This is a genomic window from Pseudomonas sp. NFACC37-1 (assembly GCF_900101575.1).
GTDB lineage: Bacteria > Pseudomonadota > Gammaproteobacteria > Pseudomonadales > Pseudomonadaceae > Aquipseudomonas > Aquipseudomonas fluorescens_AA.
The window spans coordinates 50,681-69,761 of sequence record NZ_FMUZ01000020.1; the positions used below are offsets into that span (position 1 = coordinate 50,681).

The 19,081-nt window shown below is 61.2% G+C and carries 17 protein-coding genes and 1 pseudogene; 14 read left to right on the forward strand and 4 right to left on the reverse strand.

The window, feature by feature from the left end; genetic code table 11:
• Nucleotides 1–82 precede the first annotated feature (82 nt).
• A complete protein-coding gene (locus BLP82_RS19660; protein ID WP_092171895.1) occupies nt 83–1,210 on the forward strand; it encodes an RHS repeat-associated core domain-containing protein in 1,128 nt (375 codons plus the stop codon).
• A gap of 163 nt (nt 1,211–1,373) precedes the next feature.
• Here the strand turns inward: BLP82_RS19660 and BLP82_RS19665 are convergent, their stop codons facing one another.
• On the reverse strand, nt 1,374–1,742 hold the full coding sequence (locus BLP82_RS19665; protein WP_092171899.1) for a DUF6124 family protein: 369 nt from the start codon (nt 1,740–1,742) through the stop codon (nt 1,374–1,376).
• A gap of 813 nt (nt 1,743–2,555) precedes the next feature.
• On the opposite strand from BLP82_RS19665, the gene BLP82_RS19670 reads away from it, so the two are divergent.
• The 7 genes from BLP82_RS19670 (at nt 2,556) to BLP82_RS19700 (ending at nt 9,769) form a co-directional block, all read left to right on the forward strand.
• On the forward strand, nt 2,556–3,857 hold the full coding sequence (locus tag BLP82_RS19670; RefSeq protein ID WP_092171903.1) for an OprD family porin: 1,302 nt from the start codon (nt 2,556–2,558) through the stop codon (nt 3,855–3,857).
• Between the two features lie 144 nt (nt 3,858–4,001).
• Nucleotides 4,002–4,823: an NAD-dependent epimerase/dehydratase family protein gene (locus BLP82_RS19675; RefSeq protein WP_092171906.1), complete on the forward strand. Its 822-nt coding sequence runs from the start codon at nt 4,002–4,004 to the stop codon at nt 4,821–4,823.
• Nucleotides 4,824–4,865: 42 nt separating this feature from the next.
• On the forward strand, nt 4,866–5,771 hold the full coding sequence (locus BLP82_RS19680; RefSeq protein ID WP_092171911.1) for an SMP-30/gluconolactonase/LRE family protein: 906 nt from the start codon (nt 4,866–4,868) through the stop codon (nt 5,769–5,771).
• Nucleotides 5,772–5,828: 57 nt separating this feature from the next.
• Entirely contained in the window at nt 5,829–6,797 is a 969-nt protein-coding gene (locus BLP82_RS19685; RefSeq protein ID WP_092171916.1) for a TRAP transporter substrate-binding protein, read from the forward strand.
• A gap of 77 nt (nt 6,798–6,874) precedes the next feature.
• On the forward strand, nt 6,875–7,402 hold the full coding sequence (locus BLP82_RS19690) for a TRAP transporter small permease (RefSeq protein WP_092171919.1): 528 nt from the start codon (nt 6,875–6,877) through the stop codon (nt 7,400–7,402).
• Nucleotides 7,402–8,682, forward strand: coding sequence for a TRAP transporter large permease (locus BLP82_RS19695; protein ID WP_092171923.1), 1,281 nt, complete (start codon nt 7,402–7,404; stop codon nt 8,680–8,682). The genes BLP82_RS19690 and BLP82_RS19695 overlap by 1 nt, the downstream gene beginning before the upstream one ends.
• A 217-nt stretch (nt 8,683–8,899) precedes the next feature.
• A complete protein-coding gene (locus BLP82_RS19700; protein ID WP_092171927.1) occupies nt 8,900–9,769 on the forward strand; it encodes an aldose 1-epimerase in 870 nt (289 codons plus the stop codon).
• Nucleotides 9,770–9,810: 41 nt separating this feature from the next.
• Here the strand turns inward: BLP82_RS19700 and BLP82_RS30685 are convergent.
• Nucleotides 9,811–9,933, reverse strand: a pseudogene (locus BLP82_RS30685) (sulfite exporter TauE/SafE family protein); the annotation flags it as partial.
• 137 nt (nt 9,934–10,070) lie between these two features.
• On the opposite strand from BLP82_RS30685, the gene BLP82_RS19710 reads away from it, so the two are divergent.
• A complete protein-coding gene (locus BLP82_RS19710; protein ID WP_092171937.1) occupies nt 10,071–10,934 on the forward strand; it encodes an MBL fold metallo-hydrolase in 864 nt (287 codons plus the stop codon).
• Nucleotides 10,935–11,021: 87 nt separating this feature from the next.
• On the opposite strand, the gene bkdR is transcribed toward BLP82_RS19710, so the two are convergent.
• Nucleotides 11,022–11,510, reverse strand: coding sequence for a Bkd operon transcriptional regulator BkdR (gene bkdR, locus BLP82_RS19715; RefSeq protein ID WP_003202929.1), 489 nt, complete (start codon nt 11,508–11,510; stop codon nt 11,022–11,024).
• Between the two features lie 192 nt (nt 11,511–11,702).
• Here bkdR and BLP82_RS19720 point away from each other — a divergent pair, with 192 nt between their 5' ends.
• From BLP82_RS19720 to BLP82_RS19740, 5 genes are all read left to right on the forward strand, one after another.
• The gene (locus BLP82_RS19720) at nt 11,703–12,938 is read left to right on the forward strand and encodes a 3-methyl-2-oxobutanoate dehydrogenase (2-methylpropanoyl-transferring) subunit alpha (RefSeq protein ID WP_092171941.1); all 1,236 of its coding nucleotides are present in this window, start codon (nt 11,703–11,705) and stop codon (nt 12,936–12,938) included.
• Between the two features lies 1 nt (nt 12,939).
• Nucleotides 12,940–13,998: an alpha-ketoacid dehydrogenase subunit beta gene (locus BLP82_RS19725; protein WP_018605866.1), complete on the forward strand. Its 1,059-nt coding sequence runs from the start codon at nt 12,940–12,942 to the stop codon at nt 13,996–13,998.
• Complete coding sequence (locus tag BLP82_RS19730) at nt 13,999–15,279, forward strand: dihydrolipoamide acetyltransferase family protein (protein ID WP_092171946.1); 1,281 nt, start codon at nt 13,999–14,001, stop codon at nt 15,277–15,279.
• An 11-nt stretch (nt 15,280–15,290) separates the two neighbouring features.
• Nucleotides 15,291–16,676, forward strand: coding sequence for a dihydrolipoyl dehydrogenase (gene lpdA / locus BLP82_RS19735; protein ID WP_092171951.1), 1,386 nt, complete (start codon nt 15,291–15,293; stop codon nt 16,674–16,676).
• A 236-nt stretch (nt 16,677–16,912) separates the two neighbouring features.
• Nucleotides 16,913–17,932 carry a branched-chain amino acid aminotransferase gene (locus BLP82_RS19740; RefSeq protein WP_092171955.1) on the forward strand — a complete coding sequence of 340 codons (1,020 nt, stop codon included), beginning with the start codon at nt 16,913–16,915 and terminating at the stop codon, nt 17,930–17,932.
• A gap of 200 nt (nt 17,933–18,132) precedes the next feature.
• On the opposite strand, the gene BLP82_RS19745 is transcribed toward BLP82_RS19740, so the two are convergent.
• Nucleotides 18,133–19,062 carry a DMT family transporter gene (locus BLP82_RS19745; protein WP_092171958.1) on the reverse strand — a complete coding sequence of 310 codons (930 nt, stop codon included), beginning with the start codon at nt 19,060–19,062 and terminating at the stop codon, nt 18,133–18,135.
• Nucleotides 19,063–19,081 lie beyond the last annotated feature (19 nt).

The following is a 19,081-nucleotide window of genomic DNA, read 5'->3' on the forward strand; positions in this document are numbered from 1 at the left end:
CGGACTAACAGTTCTGCTAGTAGACGTCCTCCGAGAAATACCCGAGCCTGACACAGCCGAGCGCACCCGGGAGACCCAGTCCATGTCAGCTTCGTCGAAAAACATCCTATGCCGCTATCACTACGATCCACTGGATCGCCTCACAGGCCTGACACCGCTCGGGCATCCCGGTACACAACGCTTCTATCAGAACAACGAACTGGTCAATGAAATCGACAGCGAGGCACAGCTCACGATCGTGCGCAACGGGGAACAGCCGCTGGCTCAGCGGCTGAGTGTCATCGGTGTGACCGAGACGACACTGCTGGCGACGGATCAACAGCGTTCGCCGTTGGCGGCGGTGACGGACACAGATTTGCAACGGATGGCCTATACCGCCTACGGTCACCGTACGGGGGAAAGTGGGTTGAGCAGTTTGCTCGGATTCAATGGCGAGCGGCCTGAACCGATCACCGGGCACTATCTGTTGGGACAGGGTAATCGGGCTTTCAATCCGGTGTTGATGCGGTTTAACAGTCCAGACGAGTTGAGTCCGTTTGGTGATGGGGGGATCAATGCGTATGCTTATTGTGGGGGGGATCCGGTTAATTGGTATGATCCAACTGGGAACGTTCTAATAAAAATTTTTAAAATAGACTTCCTCATCGGCAACCCTGTGTTAGACCTTTCATCTAGCGCGCCCCTGGACCTTTCATTAAAAACTATTACCCGTCCTGCCTCCCAACTTCCCGCAGTTCCGCAAATAAATCCGCAAACCTTCCCAATAGCGGGGCCGGCCCTGACCAATACCGTTACGCCCTCGGCTGCCCCAAAGACGCCCAGTGTGGCAGCACGATTACCCCCCCGACAGAGAGCTACACGACCTTATTCTCGAACCGCAAACCCAACGAAAAATCAAAAAAGAGTTTATGCCTTTGAAGATAGACAAGCGAAAAGGGTCGAGTTATGGGAGCGTTTTGTAAAAAGAAATCCAGATACCACCATAGATGCCAGTCGAGAAGTTCGAAGACGGCTTACGGACGCTCTAGCAAATTTGGATTTTTCCAAACAAGGTGGGCTCGTATTAGGTGATGGAGGAGAAGTGCTGAATAGATCAGCCCTCCGAAAGGCAGTCTCGAGAGCCCAACTGGCGGTCAAGGCCGATGCTTGGAAAAAGGTCCAACGGCTCAGAGAGATCAAAAGGGCCAATAGGAACATTCGTGCTCAATAAATTTAATAACTCCTAACTAAATTAACGTGCTGACCCATTGGGTCTTTGGCGAGCAAACGACCTGAGTTAAAACAGTTTGCATAATTATGCGTATGTGTACCTGGGCCACGGTACTCAGAAGCGCCCGTGGCGAGGGAGCAGCCTCCCTCGCCACGGGTGTGCGCTAGGTCGGTTGGCGCTGTTCGACGTTATCCAGTGCGCGGTTGGCCAGCAGACTGCCCAGTTCGATCAGTTGTTGGATACCCAGGAGGAAATGTCGGCGCGAACCGTTCAGGTCGAAGGCCAGGTCCTCAACCATGGCGTTGGCCGAGGCCAGGGTTTCGCTGAGGTTGGCGAGCAGGCTTTCGGTGTCGATATCTTTGTTGACGGTGAAGAGCTGGCCGGGGGCAGGATCCGTTTCGGGTTTGTCCGGTTTGGGGTTCAGGTAATGGTCGAGGACGCGGTCGGTGACTTCGTCGTGTTTTTGAGGCTTGGTTTTTTTGCGCGGCGAGGCTGGATCAGTGTTCGGTGGGTTGGGGGTTACTTTGAACATAGTTGAAGCTCCGATGCTGTAGAAGGGAGCCAACACCCTCTCGCTACCAAACGAATTAGGGTGGCGGCCATACGAAGGTTGGTAGACCGGGCATCGGAGCCGGCGCCTCCGAAGAGACCCTGCGCATGGCCACCAAAAAGCGAAGTGCGTGATTGCACTCGCAAGAGATGACGCTATGCACCGACAGCCCGGGCTACCAAACCCGATCACTGATTCAATTCAGTGACCCGGAAACGATAGAGCCCTGGCCCCCAGGCGCACAAGCCGGCGGATTCTGGCGCAGGTGTAGGCAACGGCGCAAGACGACGTAGCCCGATCCAGAACGATCCTACATCTGGATAAACACAACCCTGTTTAGACTGGGAATAGGATCAACCACACACCTGTGGCGAGGGGATTTATCCCCGCTGGGCTGCGAAGCAGCCCCGATTACTGTCGCAGCGGTGTGTCAGGCTGATTGCATTCAGCCGTCTTTAGGGCTGCTGCGCAGCCCAGCGGGGATAAATCCCCTCGCCACAAGAGACCTCACTGTCAATTAGATCGTGGGCATTCGACTAATGTCTTAGACCAGTCATCGCACAACCAAGCACCCTTCCCACTATCCTCAAACCACAGATCTGCCCGGCGCTACGCCTGGGATCTTGACCTCGTCCAGCGACAGCCGTTGAAACGCCTCATCTTGAAGCACAGCTGAGTTGGATAATTCCGATAATGGCCAGTTGACAATGAGCAGCCGCTTCCAAATAATCCCTCCAATGTTGTACGACGACGTATGACAAAAATAAAAACAACAAAAAAGTAGGGAGCGTCATAGTGAGCACACGTGTCCGTTTTTCGCCCGATCGCCGTCCAAACCGCCGTACCCTTCTCAACGCCAGCCCCGCCCTGATCCTGCTCGGTTGCAGCAGCCTTGCCGCGTTTCTGCCAACCGCCGCCAGCGCCGAAGGCTTCGTCGATGACGCCAAGGCCACGCTGAACCTGCGCAACGCCTACTTCAACCGCAACTTCACCAACCCGAACAATGCCCAGGGCAAGGCCGAGGAATGGACCCAGAGTTTCATCCTCGACGCCAAGTCCGGCTTCACCCAGGGCACGGTCGGTTTCGGCGTGGACGTGCTTGGCCTGTACTCGGTCAAGCTCGACGGCGGCCGTGGCACGGCGGGTACGCAATTGTTGCCGGTGCATGACGACGGTCGCCCGGCCGACGACTTCGGCCGTTTGGGCGTGGCCCTGAAGGCCAAGGTGTCGAAGACTGAGTTGAAGGTCGGCGAATGGATGCCAGTGCTGCCGATCCTGCGCTCCGACGACGGTCGCTCGCTACCCCAGACCTTCCGTGGCGGCCAAGTGACCTCCACCGAAATCAACGGCCTGAGCCTCTACGGCGGCCAGTTCCGTGGCAACAGCCCGCGCAATGACGCGAGCATGGAAGACATGTCCATGAACGGCCGCGGCGCGTTCACCTCCGATCGTTTCAACTTCGGTGGCGGTGAATACGCCTTCAACGAAAAACGCACCCAGGTCGGTGTGTGGTACGCGGAACTGTCCGACATCTACCAACAGCAGTATTTCAACCTGACCCACAGCCAGCCCATCGGCGACTGGACCCTGGGCGCCAACCTCGGCTACTTCATCGGCAAGGAAGACGGCAGCGCACTGGCCGGCGACCTGGACAACAAAACCGCGTTCGCCATGCTCTCGGCCAAATACGGCGGCAACACCTTCTACGTCGGCCTGCAGAAAGTCGGCGGCGACGATGCCTGGATGCGCGTCAACGGTACCAGCGGCGGCACCCTGGCCAACGACAGCTACAACTCCAGCTATGACAACGCCAAGGAAAAATCCTGGCAACTGCGCCACGACTTCAACTTCGCCGCCGTCGGCGTGCCGGGCCTGACCCTGATGAACCGCTACATCAGCGGTGACAACGTGCACACCGCCACGGTCGACGATGGCAAGGAATGGGGTCGGGAAAGTGAGCTGGCCTACACCGTGCAGAGCGGCGCGTTGAAGAGCCTCAACGTGAAATGGCGCAACTCGACGATGCGCCGGGATTTCAGCACCAACGAATTCGATGAGAACCGTATTTTCATCAGTTATCCGATCAGTTTGTTGTAAGGCGGTGGGTGGGCCTGCTGGTGAGGGGGCGGCTGGGCCGGCGCCTTCGCGAGCAGGCTCGCTGCCACAAGGAAAGGTCACCCTTTGCCCGCGGTCATATGGCCTATACAACGGATATCACTCACTGTTTGCTCAGGTAATGCCATGACGACGACACCGATTCGCCACCCCCTCAATCGCCTGCTACTGACCGGCGCCGCCGGCGGCCTGGGCAAAGTCCTGCGCGAGCGCCTCAAGCCTTTCGCCCGTCACATCCGGCTGTCGGACATCGCCAACATGGCCCCGGCCATCGATGAAAGCGAAGAAGTGGTGCCGTGCGACCTGTCGGATAAACAGGCCGTGCACCGATTGGTGGAAGGTGTCGACGCCATCCTGCATTTCGGGGGTGTCTCGGTGGAGCGTCCGTTCGAAGAGATTCTCGGCGCCAACATCAGTGGCGTATTCCACATCTACGAAGCGGCGCGCAAACACGGCGTCAAGCGGGTGATCTTTGCCAGTTCCAACCACGTCATCGGCTTCTACAAGCAGGACGAAGCCCTCGACGCCCTCTCCCCTCGCCGTCCGGATGGCTACTACGGCCTGTCCAAGTCCTACGGTGAAGACGTCGCCAGTTTCTACTTCGATCGCTACGGCATCGAGACCGTGAGCATCCGCATCGGCTCTTCGTTCCCCGAACCGCAGAACCGTCGGATGATGAGCACTTGGCTGAGCTTCGACGACCTCACCCAACTGATCGAATGCTCGCTCTACACACCAAAGGTCGGCCACACCGTGGTCTATGGCGTGTCCGCCAACCGCGACGTCTGGTGGGACAACAGCCACGCCGCGCACCTGGGTTACCAACCCAAGGACACTTCCGAGATTTTCCGCGACAAGATCGAAGCCCAGCCAATGCCGGCGGCCGATGACCCGGCCAGGATCTACCAGGGCGGTGCCTTCGTGGCCGCCGGCCCGTTCGACGACTGATTGGCCCGGTGCCATGGGATACGAACGTACAAAGGAATCACCATGCAAGCCGAATTGATTGTCGATGCACGCAACGCCGTCGGGGAGAGCCCGGTGTGGGTCCCCGAGGAAAACGCCCTGTATTGGGTGAACATCCCCAGCGGTGGCCTGCAACGCTGGAATGCCAGCAGCGGAAAAATCCAGGGCTGGGAAGCCCCTGAAATGCTTGCCTGCATTGCCCGTCACCAGGGCGGCGGCTGGGTCGCCGGCATGGAAAGCGGTTTCTTCCGCCTGCACCCCCATGACGACGGCAGCCTGGACAGCGAACGCTGCGGGAGCGTCGAGCACAGCCGCGTCGACATGCGCCTCAACGATGGCCGTTGCGACCGCCAGGGCCGTTTCTGGGCCGGCAGCATGGTGCTGGACATGGCCGCGAACGTCGACGAAGGCCGGATGTACCGGTATGAAGCCGGGCAACGCAGCCCGGTCGAGGCGCAACTGAGCGGTTTCATCGTGCCCAACGGCCTGGGTTTCAGCCCGGACGGGCAGACTATGTACCTCTCGGATTCACACCCATTGGTCCAGCGGATCTGGGCTTTCGATTACGACATCGACAGCGGCACGCCGTCCAACCGGCGGCTGTTCGTCGACATGATGCCGTTGGCCGGGCGCCCGGACGGCGCGGCGGTAGACGCCGAAGGTTGCTACTGGATCTGCGCCAATGACGCCGGTCTCATTCATCGCTTTACCCCGGATGGCCGGCTGGATCGGTCGCTGGCGGTGCCGGTGAAGAAACCGACGATGTGCGCCTTTGGCGGCAGCCGCCTGGACACCCTCTTCGTCACCTCGATCCGCCCCGGCGACGACACCGATCCGCAGTCCCTGGCCGGTGGCGTGTTCGCCCTCGCCCCCGGCGTCAAAGGCCTGGCCGAACCCGCTTTTGGAGGGCTGAAACACGCCGCGAAATGATCTGCTTCACCGCTTTGCTGAATGAGCCATAAAAAAACAACAAACTGGAGATGGACCATGAATTTCAAACGTACGCTTCTGATCGCAGCCCTCCCCCTGACCTTCCTGGCCCAGGCGGCGCAGGCCCTCGACCTCAAGATCGCCGACATCCATCCAAAGGGCTACCCGACCGTGGTCGCCGAGGAACACATGGGTGAAACCCTGACCAAGGAAAGCAACGGCGAACTGAAATTCAAATACTTCCCGGGCGGCGTCTTGGGTTCGGAAAAAGAAGTCATCGAGCAAATGCAGGCCGGTGCGATCCAGATGTCCCGTGTCAGCCTCGGCATCGTCGGCCCTGTGGTGCCGGACGTGAACGTGTTCAACATGCCGTTCATCTTCCGCGACCAGGCCCACATGCGCGCCGTTATCGACGGAGCGGTGGGCGATGAGATCCTCGACCGCATCACCAACTCTGAATTCGGCCTGGTGGCACTGGCCTGGATGGACGGCGGTACGCGCAACCTCTACACCAAGAAACCGGTGCGCAAGCTCGAAGACCTCAAGGGTATGAAGATCCGCGTCCAAGGCAACCCGATGTTCATCGAGACCTTCAACGCCATGGGTGCCAACGGCATCGCCATGGACACCGGCGAGATCTTCAGCGCCTTGCAAACCGGCGTGATCGACGGTGCGGAAAACAACCCACCGACCATGCTCGAGCACAACCACTACCAGAACGCCAAGTTCTACAGCCTGACCGGTCACCTGATCCTGCCCGAGCCAATCGTGATGTCGAAAATCACCTGGGAAAAACTCACTCCGGCGCAACAGGACATGGTTAAAAAAGCTGCCAAGGCGGCCCAGGCTGAAGAGCGCGTGCTGTGGGACAAGAAGTCGGGTGAGAGTGAAGAAAAACTCAAGGCGGCTGGCGTCGAGTTCATCACCGTCGACAAGAAACCTTTCTACGACGCCACCGCGCCGATCCGGGCCAAGTACGGCGCGCCGTATGCCGACCTGATCAAGAAAATCGAAGCCGTGCAGTAAGCCCCCCTCAATCTGTATCCATGAAAAAGGCCCTGCGCGCCGGATGTTATGGGCGCGCCTGGTTACGGTGAAACCCGATGAAGAATTTGCTGCTGCGTATCAACGATAAAATCTACATGACGTGCATCTGGGTGGCCGGCCTTTCTGTCCTTGCCGTTGCGCTAATGATCCCCTGGGGGGTGTTTGCCCGCTACGTGCTTGGCTCAGGCTCGAGCTGGCCGGAACCTACCGCGATTCTACTCATGATCGTATTCACCTTCATCGGCGCCGCCGCCAGCTACCGCTCCGGCTCGCATATGGCCGTCGACATGGTTACCTCTCGCATGCCGCCGCACCTGAAAACCGCCGCGTCGGTTGTCTCTCAGCTGTTGATGGCAGCCGTGTGCATTTTCATGACCGTGTGGGGCACCAAGCTGTGCATGACCACTTGGAATCAATTCATGAGCGCTATCCCTACCCTGCGCGTCGGCATCACGTACATGCCGATACCGATCGGTGGCTTCCTGACGTTGATTTTTGTGCTGGAAAAACTCTTGCTGGGTGATCAAAGCCAGCGTCGGGTCGTGCAGTTCGACCTGGTTGAAGAAAACGAAGGTGCCGCTTAATGGACGCTCTGATTCTGCTGGGCAGTTTTTTGCTGTTGATCCTGATCGGCATGCCGGTCGCCTACGCGCTGGGCGCTGCCGCCCTGATCGGGGCGTGGTGGATCGATATTCCGTTCCAGGCCATGATGATCCAGGTAACGGGCGGTGTGAACAAGTTCTCGCTGCTGGCCATCCCCTTCTTCGTCCTGGCCGGTGCGATCATGGCCGAGGGCGGTATGTCCCGCCGCCTGGTGGCATTCGCCAGTGTATTGGTAGGCTTCGTGCGCGGCGGCCTGTCATTGGTCAACCTCGTGGCCTCGAGTTTTTTTGGCGCAATCTCCGGTTCCTCGGTAGCCGATACCGCTTCGGTCGGTTCGGTGCTGATCCCGGAAATGACACGCCGGGGCTATCCGCGTGATTACGCCACCGCCGTCACCGTCAGTGGTTCGGTGCAAGCGCTGCTGACGCCGCCCAGCCACAATGCGGTGCTGTACTCCCTCGCCGCTGGCGGCACCGTTTCCATCGGGTCGCTGTTCATGGCCGGCATCGTCCCCGGCATCATGATGAACCTCTGCCTGATGGCGCTGTGCCTGGTTTTTGCGAAAAAGCGCAACTACCCCAAAGGTGAAGTGATCCCGCTCAAGGAAGCGTTGAAGATTTGCAAGGAAGCCATGTGGGGCATGATGACCTTGTTCATCATCCTCGGCGGCATTCTCTCGGGCGTTTTCACCGCCACCGAATCGGCCGCCATTGCTGTGGTGTGGGCATTTTTCGTGACCATGTGCATCTACCGCGACTACAAATGGAGCGAGTTGCCGAAACTGATGCACCGTACGGTACGCACCATCTCCATCGTGATGATCCTGATCGGCTTCGCCGCCAGCTTCGGCTACATCATGACGCTGATGGAAATCCCGGCGAAGATCACCACCGCGTTCCTGACGCTGTCGGACAACCGCTATGTGATCCTGATGTGCATCAACGTGATGTTGCTGCTGCTGGGCACCGTGATGGACATGGCGCCGCTGATCCTGATCCTGACGCCGATCCTGATGCCGGTGATCGTGGGCATTGGTGTGGACCCGGTGCAGTTCGGCATGATCATGCTGGTGAACCTGGGGATCGGCCTGATTACCCCACCGGTGGGCGCAGTGCTGTTCGTGGGCTCGGCCATTGGCAAGGTCAGTATCGAAAGCACTGTCAAGGCCCTGCTGCCGTTCTACGCCATGTTGTTCGTGGTGCTGCTGCTGGTGACTTACATCCCCGCCATTTCCCTTTGGTTGCCGCATCTGGTGTTGTAACAAACGACAAAGTCCCATTGTCGCGTGGGGATCTATCCCCGTTGGGCTGCACAGCAGCCCTAACGCCCAGACCTCGGTGTATCAGACAGATCGGGGTTACTGGTTTTGGGGCTGCTACGCAGCCCAGCGGGGATAAATCCCCTCGCCACAATTTGGGTTCACAAACAGACATCCAATTCTCTGCATAACAGCCTTTCCTCTTTAGCAGACGACTCCCATGACGCCACCCCTTCTCCACCTCGAAGACGAACTGACCCGTCTCACCCTGGCCCCGCACCTGGGCGCCAGCCTGGTCGACTGGACGTTGCGCAGTAACGGCGCCCCGCTACTGCGCCCGCCAGCGCCCCACGCGTTGGAAAACGGCCTGCCTGGCAAGCTCGGTGGCTTCCCGTTGATTCCCTGGTCGAACCGGATCGCCCACGGCGGCTTCGACTGTCCCGGCGGCTGGCTGGCCCTGGAGGCCAACAGCCCCAACGATCCGTTTCCGATCCATGGCAGTGCGTGGCAACAACCGTGGCAGGTGATCGAGCACAGTGCCCAGGAAGCGTTGCTGCAACTCGACAGCCAACAGCCGTTCGCCTACCGTGCCAACCTGCGGGTCCGTCTGAGCGGCGGCCAGTTGCAGCTCGCAATGCACGTCACCCACATGGCCGAACAGGCCGCGTGGCACGGGCTGGGCTTGCACCCGTACTTTCCACGCACCGCCGCCACGCGCCTGCAAACCCGCGCCAACGAGGTCTGGATGTGCGACGCGACAAAACTGCCCACGGAACTGACCAACATTCCTGAACACTGGGATTTCCAGGCGCTCCGTTTACTGCCGGACACGCTTGTCGACAACGGCTTCGGCGGTTGGGACGGGCAGTGCCTGATCCAGCAACCGGACCTGGGTTATGAACTGCAATGCCAGGCCAGCGGCAGCGACTATTTCCTGCTCTACTGCCCCGTGGGTCTGGACTTCTTTTGCATCGAACCGGTCAGCCATCCGGTCAACGCCCATCACCTGCCGGGGCGGCCGGGGTTGCGCTTGCTGGAGCAAGGGCAATCGGTGGCGCTGAGGTTTTCGATGCAATGCAGGTTGCTGTAACACCATTCCCCGGTTGGGGGCTGGAGACATGGACACTTTGTGGCCTGGGTCATGCTCCAGCCCAGGCCCAACACCAACGCCGACACCGCCAGGATGCCGCCACCCGCCCCCGTCAGGCCAAGGACCAGGCCCATGACCACACCAAAAAAACTTGCCAGTAACATTCAGGTTCTCTCAAGCCGCGCACACCTGTGGGCAGGTGTGATCGTATTTGCAGGACGCCTTGGCCCTCACTAAGCTGCGGACCATATGTTGTAAACCTCAAGCGTAGCAACCGCTTCTTCCCCACAGGTCCGCTGTCATGCCCGCGCAGATCCAGAGTTTTCTCGACCCCGCCTCCAAGACCTATACCCATGTTGTGTATGAACACGATGGCGGGCACTGCGCGGTGGTCGATCCGGTGCTCGACTACGATCCGGCCTCGGGCCGCAGCGGCACCGCGCAGGCGGATCGGGTGATCGCGTTTGTGCGGGAACATCGACTGACGGTGCAATGGCTGCTGGAGACCCACGCCCATGCCGATCACCTGTCCGCCGCGCCTTATCTGCGTCGGGAGCTGGGCGGCAAGATCGCCATCGGCGAGTCCATCGGCCAGGTGCAGAACGTGTTCAAGACCCTGTTCAACCTGGAGCCGCACTTCGCCGTCGACGGTTCGCAATTCGACCGCCTGTTCGCGCCCGACGAGTCCTTCCTGATCGGCAACCTCAAGGCCACCGCCCTGCACGTGCCCGGCCACACCCCGGCGGACATGGCCTACCTGATCGACGGCGACGCGATCCTGGTGGGCGACACGCTGTTCATGCCCGACGTAGGCACCGCCCGTTGCGACTTCCCCGGCGGCAATGCCCATCAGCTCTACGCCTCGATCCGCAAGCTGTTGGCCTTCCCCGCCGGGGTACGGCTGTATGTGTGCCACGACTATCCACCGGAGGAACGCGAGCCCCACTGCATGAGCACCGTGGGTGAGCAGCGCCAGCACAACATTCATGTCCGCGATGGCATCGATGAGGCTTCGTTCGTGGCCATGCGTACCCAGCGCGACAAGACACTGGGCATGCCGACGCTGCTGTTGCCGGCGATCCAGGTGAATGTGCGGGCCGGCCATCTGCCGCCGGCCGAGGACAATGGCGTGACGTACCTGAAGATTCCGATCAATCAATTTTAAGATCAAAAGATCGCAGCCTTCGGCAGCTCCTACATTGTGAATGCGATCCTCCTGTAGGAGCTGCCGAAGGCTGCGATCTTTTGATGTTCAGGTTCCCAAGGTCAACCCATTGGCCGGCAACGGCAGCGCGGTCTTGTAGCGCACCTGCTTGAGGGCAAAGCTCGAACGGATGTTCGCCACGCCCGGGACCTTGGTCAGGAAGTCCATCATGAACCGCTCCAGCGACTGGATGGTCGGCACCAGCACGCGGATCAGGTAATCCGGATCGCCGGCCATCAGGTAGCACTCCATCACCTCCGGTCGGTCGGAAATCGCCTCCTCGAAGTGCTGCAACGCCTCCTCCACCTGCTTCTCCAGGCTCACATGGATGAACACGTTGACGTGCAGTCCCAGCAGGTCGGCATCCAGCAGCGTGACCTGCTCGCGGATCACGCCCAACTCCTCCATCGCCCGCACCCGGTTGAAGCACGGCGTCGGCGACAGATTGACCGAACGGGCGAGATCGGCGTTGGTGATGCGGGCGTTTTCCTGAAGGCTGTTCAGAATGCCGATGTCGGTGCGATCCAATTTACGCATGAGACAAATAATCCTGTTTTTTATCGTTGTGCAGATTTTTTATCTGCAAATGATCTGAACAGCAAGCTAACAGAGAAAAATATTCTTCTTCGTCGAGCCTATGATTGTTGTAGGACAATTTCCCCTACCCGGGGACATTCGTCAGCTAGCGCGCCCACTACAAGAAATTCACAAGATCGAGCGTAGAAAGCCATGAACCCAGCGTACGAACCGCTACGCCTGCACGTCCCCGAACCCTCGGGCCGTCCCGGCTGCAAGACCGACTTTTCCTACCTGCATCTGTCCGATGCCGGCACGGTGCGCAAACCTCCCATCGACGTCGAACCCGCCGACACCGCCGACCTGGCCCGCAGCCTGATCCGCGTGCTCGATGACCAGGGCAATGCCTTGGGCGACTGGGCGGCGGACATTCCCGTCGAGATCCTGCGCAAAGGCATGCGCGCCATGCTCAAGACACGTATCTACGACAACCGCATGGTGGTCGCCCAGCGCCAGAAAAAAATGTCGTTCTACATGCAAAGCCTTGGCGAAGAAGCCATCGGCAGCGGCCAGGCCCTGGCGCTGAACATCGATGACATGTGCTTTCCCACCTACCGCCAGCAAAGCATCCTGATGGCCCGCGAGGTGCCGCTGGTGGACCTGATCTGCCAACTGCTGTCCAACGAGCGCGATCCGCTCAAGGGCCGGCAATTGCCGATCATGTACTCGGTCAAGGACGCCGGTTTCTTCACCATTTCCGGCAACCTCGCCACGCAATTCATCCAGGGCGTGGGCTGGGGCATGGCCTCGGCGATCAAGGGCGATACCAAGATCGCCTCGGCCTGGATCGGTGACGGCGCCACCGCCGAATCGGACTTCCACACCGCCCTCACCTTCGCCCACGTCTACCGGGCGCCGGTGATCCTCAACGTGGTCAACAACCAGTGGGCGATTTCCACCTTCCAGGCCATTGCCGGCGGTGAAGCCACGACCTTCGCCGGACGCGGCGTCGGTTGCGGCATCGCCTCCCTGCGTGTCGATGGCAACGATTTCATGGCGGTCTACGCCGCCTCGCGCTGGGCCGCCGAACGTGCCCGCCGCAACCTCGGCCCGGCCCTGATCGAATGGGTCACCTACCGCGCCGGTCCGCACTCCACCTCGGACGATCCCTCCAAGTACCGCCCCGCCGATGACTGGAGCCACTTCCCGCTGGGCGATCCGATTGCCCGTCTCAAGCAGCACATGGTCAAGATCGGCCAGTGGTCCGAAGAGGAACATGCGGCGGTCAGCGCCGAACTCGAAGCCGAGGTGATCGCCGCGCAGAAGGAAGCCGAACAGTACGGCACCCTCGCCGGCGGACAGATTCCCAGCGCCGCGACCATGTTCGAAGACGTCTACAAAGAGATGCCGGAGCACTTGAAGCGCCAGCGTCAGCAGTTGGGGATCTGACATGAACGATCACAACAACAATATTGCGTTGGACACCGCCATGACCACTACCACCATGACCATGATCCAGGCCCTGCGCTCGGCCATGGACGTGATGCTCGAGCGCGACGACAACGTCGTGGTGTTCGGCCAGGACGTGGGCTACTTTGGCGGCGTGTTCCGCTGCACCGAAGGCCTGCAGAACAAGTACGGCACTTCGCGGGTGTTCGACGCACCGATTTCCGAAAGCGGCATCGTCGGCGTGGCGGTGGGCATGGGTGCCTACGGGCTGCGGCCGGTGGCCGAGATCCAGTTCGCCGACTACGTCTACCCGGCGTCGGACCAGATCATTTCCGAGGCGGCACGCCTGCGCTATCGCTCGGCCGGCGAGTTCACCGCGCCGATGACCCTGCGCATGCCCTGCGGCGGCGGCATCTACGGCGGCCAGACCCACAGCCAGAGCATCGAGGCGATGTTCACCCAGGTCTGCGGCCTGCGCACCGTGATGCCGTCCAACCCCTACGACGCCAAGGGCTTGCTGATCGCTTCCATCGAAAACGATGACCCGGTGATCTTCCTCGAACCCAAGCGCTTGTATAACGGCCCGTTCGACGGCCACCACGATCGCCCGGTAACCCCGTGGTCGAAACACCCCTCGGCCCAGGTGCCGGACGGTTACTACACCGTGCCGCTGGACGTCGCCGCCATCACCCGTCCGGGCAAGGACGTGACGGTTCTCACCTACGGCACCACGGTCTACGTCTCTCAAGTGGCGGCCGAAGAAACCGGCATCGACGCCGAAGTCATCGACCTGCGCAGCCTCTGGCCGCTGGACCTTGAGACCATCGTCAAATCCGTGAAGAAAACCGGCCGCTGCGTGGTTGTCCACGAAGCCACCCGCACCTGCGGTTTCGGCGCCGAACTGGTGTCGTTGGTGCAAGAACACTGCTTCCACCACCTGGAAGCGCCCATCGAGCGTGTCACCGGTTGGGACACCCCCTACCCGCATGCGCAGGAGTGGGCGTATTTCCCTGGGCCGTCCCGAGTGGGCGCGGCGTTGAAACGGGTCATGGAGGTCTGAATGGGCACGCACGTTATCAAGATGCCGGACATCGGCGAAGGCATCGCGGAAGTTGAACTGTCGGTGTGGCACGTCAAGGTCGGTGACATGGTGGTCGAAGACCAGGTACTGGCCGATGTCATGACCGACAAGGCCATGGTCGACATCCCCTCACCGGTGCATGGCCGGGTCATCGCTCTGGGTGGCGAGCCCGGTGAAGTCATGGCGGTGGGCAGTGAACTGATCCGCATTGAAGTCGAAGGTGCGGGTAACCTGAAAGAATCGGCCCAACAGGCGCCAACGCCAACGCCAGCGCCGGCTGCGCAGGCACCGAAGCCGGCGCCCGTGGCGACACCTGAACCGGTACTGGAAAAAACCGCCGCGCCGCGCTGCGCCCCGCAAGCGCCTGTGGCCCGCGACCCCGACGAGCGCCCACTGGCCTCGCCGGCCGTGCGCAAACACGCGCTGGACCTGGGCATTCAACTGCGCCTGGTCCAGGGCAGCGGCCCGGCCGGGCGGGTCCTGCACGAAGACCTCGAAGCCTATCTGGCCCAGGGTCCGTCGTCCCAAGCCAAGGGCGGTTCGGGTTATGCCGAACGCCACGACGAGCAGCAGATCCCGGTGATCGGCATGCGCCGCAAGATCGCCCAGCGCATGCAGGAAGCGACCCAACGCGCGGCCCATTTCAGCTATGTCGAGGAAATCGACGTCACGGCCCTGGAAGAGCTGCGGGTTCACTTGAATGAAAAACACGGCGCCAGTCGCGGCAAGCTGACCTTGCTGCCGTTCCTGGTCCGCGCCCTGGTCGTGGCCCTGCGGGACTTTCCGCAGATGAATGCCCGCTACGACGACGAAGCCCAGGTCATCCATCGCTCAGGCGCGGTGCATGTGGGCGTCGCCACCCAGAGCGACGTTGGCCTGATGGTGCCGGTGGTGCGTCACGCCGAAGCCCGTACCCTGTGGGACAGCGCGGCGGAAATCGCCCGCCTGGCCACGGCAGCGCGCACGGGCAAGGCCAGTCGCGATGAACTGTCCGGCTCGACCATCACCCTGACCAGCCTCGGTGCCCTCGGCGGCATCGTCAGCACGCCGGTGCTGAACCTGCCGGAAGTGGCGATTGTCGGCGTGAACAAAATCGTCGAGCGGCCCATGGTGATCAAGGGTCAGATCGTGATCCGCAAGATGATGAACCTCTCCAGCTCCTTCGATCACCGGGTGGTCGACGGCATGGACGCGGCGCAATTCATCCAGGCCCTGCGTGGCCTGCTCGAACAACCCGCCACGCTGTTTGTGGATCAATAATGGGAGCAGGTATGCAACAGACTTTGAACACCACGCTGCTGATCATCGGCGGCGGCCCCGGCGGCTATGTGGCGGCGATCCGCGCCGGCCAGCTGGGCATCCCGACCATCCTGGTGGAAGGCCAGGCGTTGGGCGGGACCTGCCTGAACATCGGCTGCATCCCGTCCAAGGCGTTGATCCATGTGGCCGAGCAGTTCCACCAGACCCGACACCACAGCCAGGGCTCGGCCCTGGGCATCACGGTGGCGGCGCCAACGCTGGACATCGGCAAGAGCGTGGAATGGAAGGACGGTATCGTCGATCGCCTGACCACCGGCGTCGCAGCATTGCTGAAAAAGCACAAGGTCCAGGTCATTCATGGCTGGGCCAAGGTGATCGATGGCAAGACGGTCGAGGTCGGCGATACCCGCATCCAATGCGAACACCTGCTGCTGGCCACCGGTTCGAAAAGCGTCAACCTGCCGATGCTGCCACTGGGCGGGCCGATCATTTCCTCCACCGAAGCCCTCGCCCCCACTTCGGTGCCCAAGCACCTGGTGGTAGTCGGCGGCGGCTACATCGGCCTGGAGCTGGGCATCGCCTATCGCAAGCTCGGTGCCGAGGTCAGCGTGGTCGAGGCCCAGGAGCGGATCCTGCCCGCTTACGACGGCGAGCTGACGCAACCGGTGCACGAGGCGCTCAAGCAGTTGGGCGTGAAGCTGTACCTCAAGCACAGCGTCGAAGGGTTCGATGCCCAGGCCAGCACCTTGCAAGTGCGCGATCCCAATGGCGACACGCTGAACCTGGACACCGACCGGGTGCTGGTGGCGGTCGGGCGCAAACCCAATACCCAGGGCTGGAACCTTGAAGCGCTGGACCTGGCGATGAACGGTTCGGCGGTGAACATCGACAGCCGTTGCCAGACCAGCATGCGCAACGTCTGGGCCATTGGCGACCTGAGCGGTGAACCGATGCTCGCCCACCGGGCCATGGCCCAAGGCGAAATGGTCGCCGAGCTGATCGCCGGCCAGCATCGGGAATTCAACCCGACCGCCATCGCCGCGGTGTGCTTCACCGACCCGGAACTGGTGGTGGTCGGCAAGACGCCGGACGAGGCCAAGGCTGCCGGGCTGGACTGCCTGGTTTCGAGCTTCCCGTTCGCCGCCAACGGTCGGGCCATGACCCTGGAATCGAAAAGCGGTTTCGTCCGGGTCGTGGCACGCCGGGACAACCACTTGATCGTGGGCTGGCAAGCGGTCGGCGTCGGCGTGTCGGAGCTGTCCACCGCGTTTGGTCAGTCCCTGGAAATGGGGGCGCGCCTGGAAGACATCGCCGGCACCATCCATGCCCATCCGACGCTGGGCGAGGCCGTGCAGGAAGCGGCGTTGCGGGCGTTGGGGCATGCGTTGCATCTGTAAAGATGGAGTCCACCGCCAAGGATCGTTCCCATGCTCCGAGTGGGAATGCAGCCAGGGACGCTCCGCGTCCCAAAGCCGAACACGGAGCGTCCGTTGAAGTATTCCCACGCGGAGCGTGGGAACAATCATGTCAGTGAGGCTGCGAAACAGCCCCGGAATGAAGTATTGTTGTTCCCATCCAAAAAACGTCAGAAGCCTTGAACCGTTTCGACGGTTGTTAAGCAATAGAGGGTGTCATGGGTAACGAGAGCATCAATTGGGACAAACTGGGCTTTGACTACATCAAGACCGACAAGCGCTACCTGTCGCACTGGCGCGATGGCGCCTGGGACGCGGGCACCCTGACCGACGACAACGTGCTGCACATCAGCGAGGGCTCCACAGCCCTGCACTACGGTCAGCAGTGCTTCGAAGGCCTGAAGGCCTATCGCTGCAAGGACGGCTCGATCAACCTGTTCCGCCCGGACCAGAACGCCGCCCGCATGCAGCGCAGCTGCGCCCGCCTGCTGATGCCGCAGGTCGACACCGAGCAGTTCGTCGAAGCCTGCAAGCAAGTGGTTCGCGCCAACGAGCGCTTCATCCCGCCGTATGGCACCGGCGGCGCGCTGTACCTGCGCCCGTTCGTGATCGGCGTGGGTGACAACATCGGCGTGCGCACCGCGCCTGAGTTCATCTTCTCGATTTTCTGCATTCCGGTCGGCGCCTACTTCAAGGGCGGCCTGACCCCGCACAACTTCCTGATCTCCAGCTTCGACCGCGCCGCCCCGCAAGGCACCGGTGCGGCCAAGGTCGGTGGCAACTATGCCGCCAGCCTGATGCCCGGCTCCCAGGCCAAGAAGGCCAGTTTCGCCGACTGCATCTACCTGGACCCGATGACCCATTCGAAAATCGAGGAAGTCGGCTCGGCCAACTTCTTCGGCATCACCCACGACAACAAATTCGTCACCCCAAGATCCCCTTCGGTCCTGCCGGGCATCACTCGCCTGTCGTTGATCGAACTGGCCAAATCGCGCCTGGGCCTGGAAGTGATCGAAGGCGACGTGTTCATCGACAAGCTGTCGGACTTCAAGGAAGCCGGTGCTTGCGGTACCGCGGCGGTGATCACCCCGATCGGCGGCATCAGCTACAAGGACAAGCTGCACGTGTTCCACAGCGAAACCGAAGTCGGCCCAATCACCCAGAAGCTCTACAAAGAGCTGACCGGCGTGCAGACCGGCGACGTGGAAGCGCCGGCGGGTTGGATCGTCAAGGTTTGACCTCCCCGGCAGCATCAGGGCTTTCATGACGAGGGAGCCTGCTCCCTCGAACCCGTAAGAGCGGTGCAGAAGCTAGCTGTGTAGGAGCTGACGAGTGAAACGAGGCTGCGATCTTTCCCGAGACACTTGAGTCCCAAGCGAAAGATCAAAAGATCGCAGGCTTCGCCAGCTCCTACAGGCCCCAGCGTCTGCTACTCCCATTACTCCCGCCGCAATACCAACCATCGCCCCCAGCGCTGGTGAAACCAGCCGTAACCGCTGACCAGCAAGATCCCGCCCAGCACCAGGACCGCGCCAACGATAAAGTTCGGCTCCAGCGGCTCGTCCAGCAACCAGACACCAAAACCGATGCCAAACAGCGGCGTCATGAACGACAGCACGCCCAATTGCGAGGCGAGGTAACGGCGCAGCAGCGAGAACCAGATCAGGAAACTGGCGAAGGACACCAGCAACACCTGGAACGCCAGGCTGGCAATGAGTTGCGGCGTGGGGTTGATCGTCGTTTGCGCCAACGCCACGGACATCCCGATCAGCAGCACCCCGGCGCCCACCAGTTGATACAGCAGTGTCTGGCTGGCGGGCAGGTCCGTCAATCGCGAACAACGGACCGTCACCGTGGTCGCGCCCCACAGCGCACCGGCCAGCAAGCCCATTCCGTCACCGAGCAACGAGCTGCCGTGCGCCGCCCCCGAGCCGCCACTGAAGGCCACCACGATCCCGCCGAAGGCAACCGCGATGCCCAGCCATTGCGCCGGCTTGAGGCGTTCGCTCGGCAGTTTCCAGTGCAAACCGAGTGCGGCGAACATCGGGGCGGTGTACAGGAAAATCACCATGTGCGAAGCCGTCGTATGCCGCAGGCCTTCGCCCACCATCACGAACTCCAGGGCAAACAACAATCCCACCAACAGGCCAGGACGCCAACTGCCATCGGCCAGGGACAGGCGTTCACCTCGCGCCAGCACCAACAGCCAGACCAGTACCGCGGCAATGGCCGAGCGCACGCCCAGTTGCAGCATCGGCGCCATGTCGGCGGCGCTGGCCTTGATCGCGACTTGCTGGAAACCCCAGATGGCACAGAGTCCGGTCATCAGGGCACTGACCCGGCCATCCAGGGCGCGGCGGGTGGTCATGGGAAAAGTCCTTTGGGCA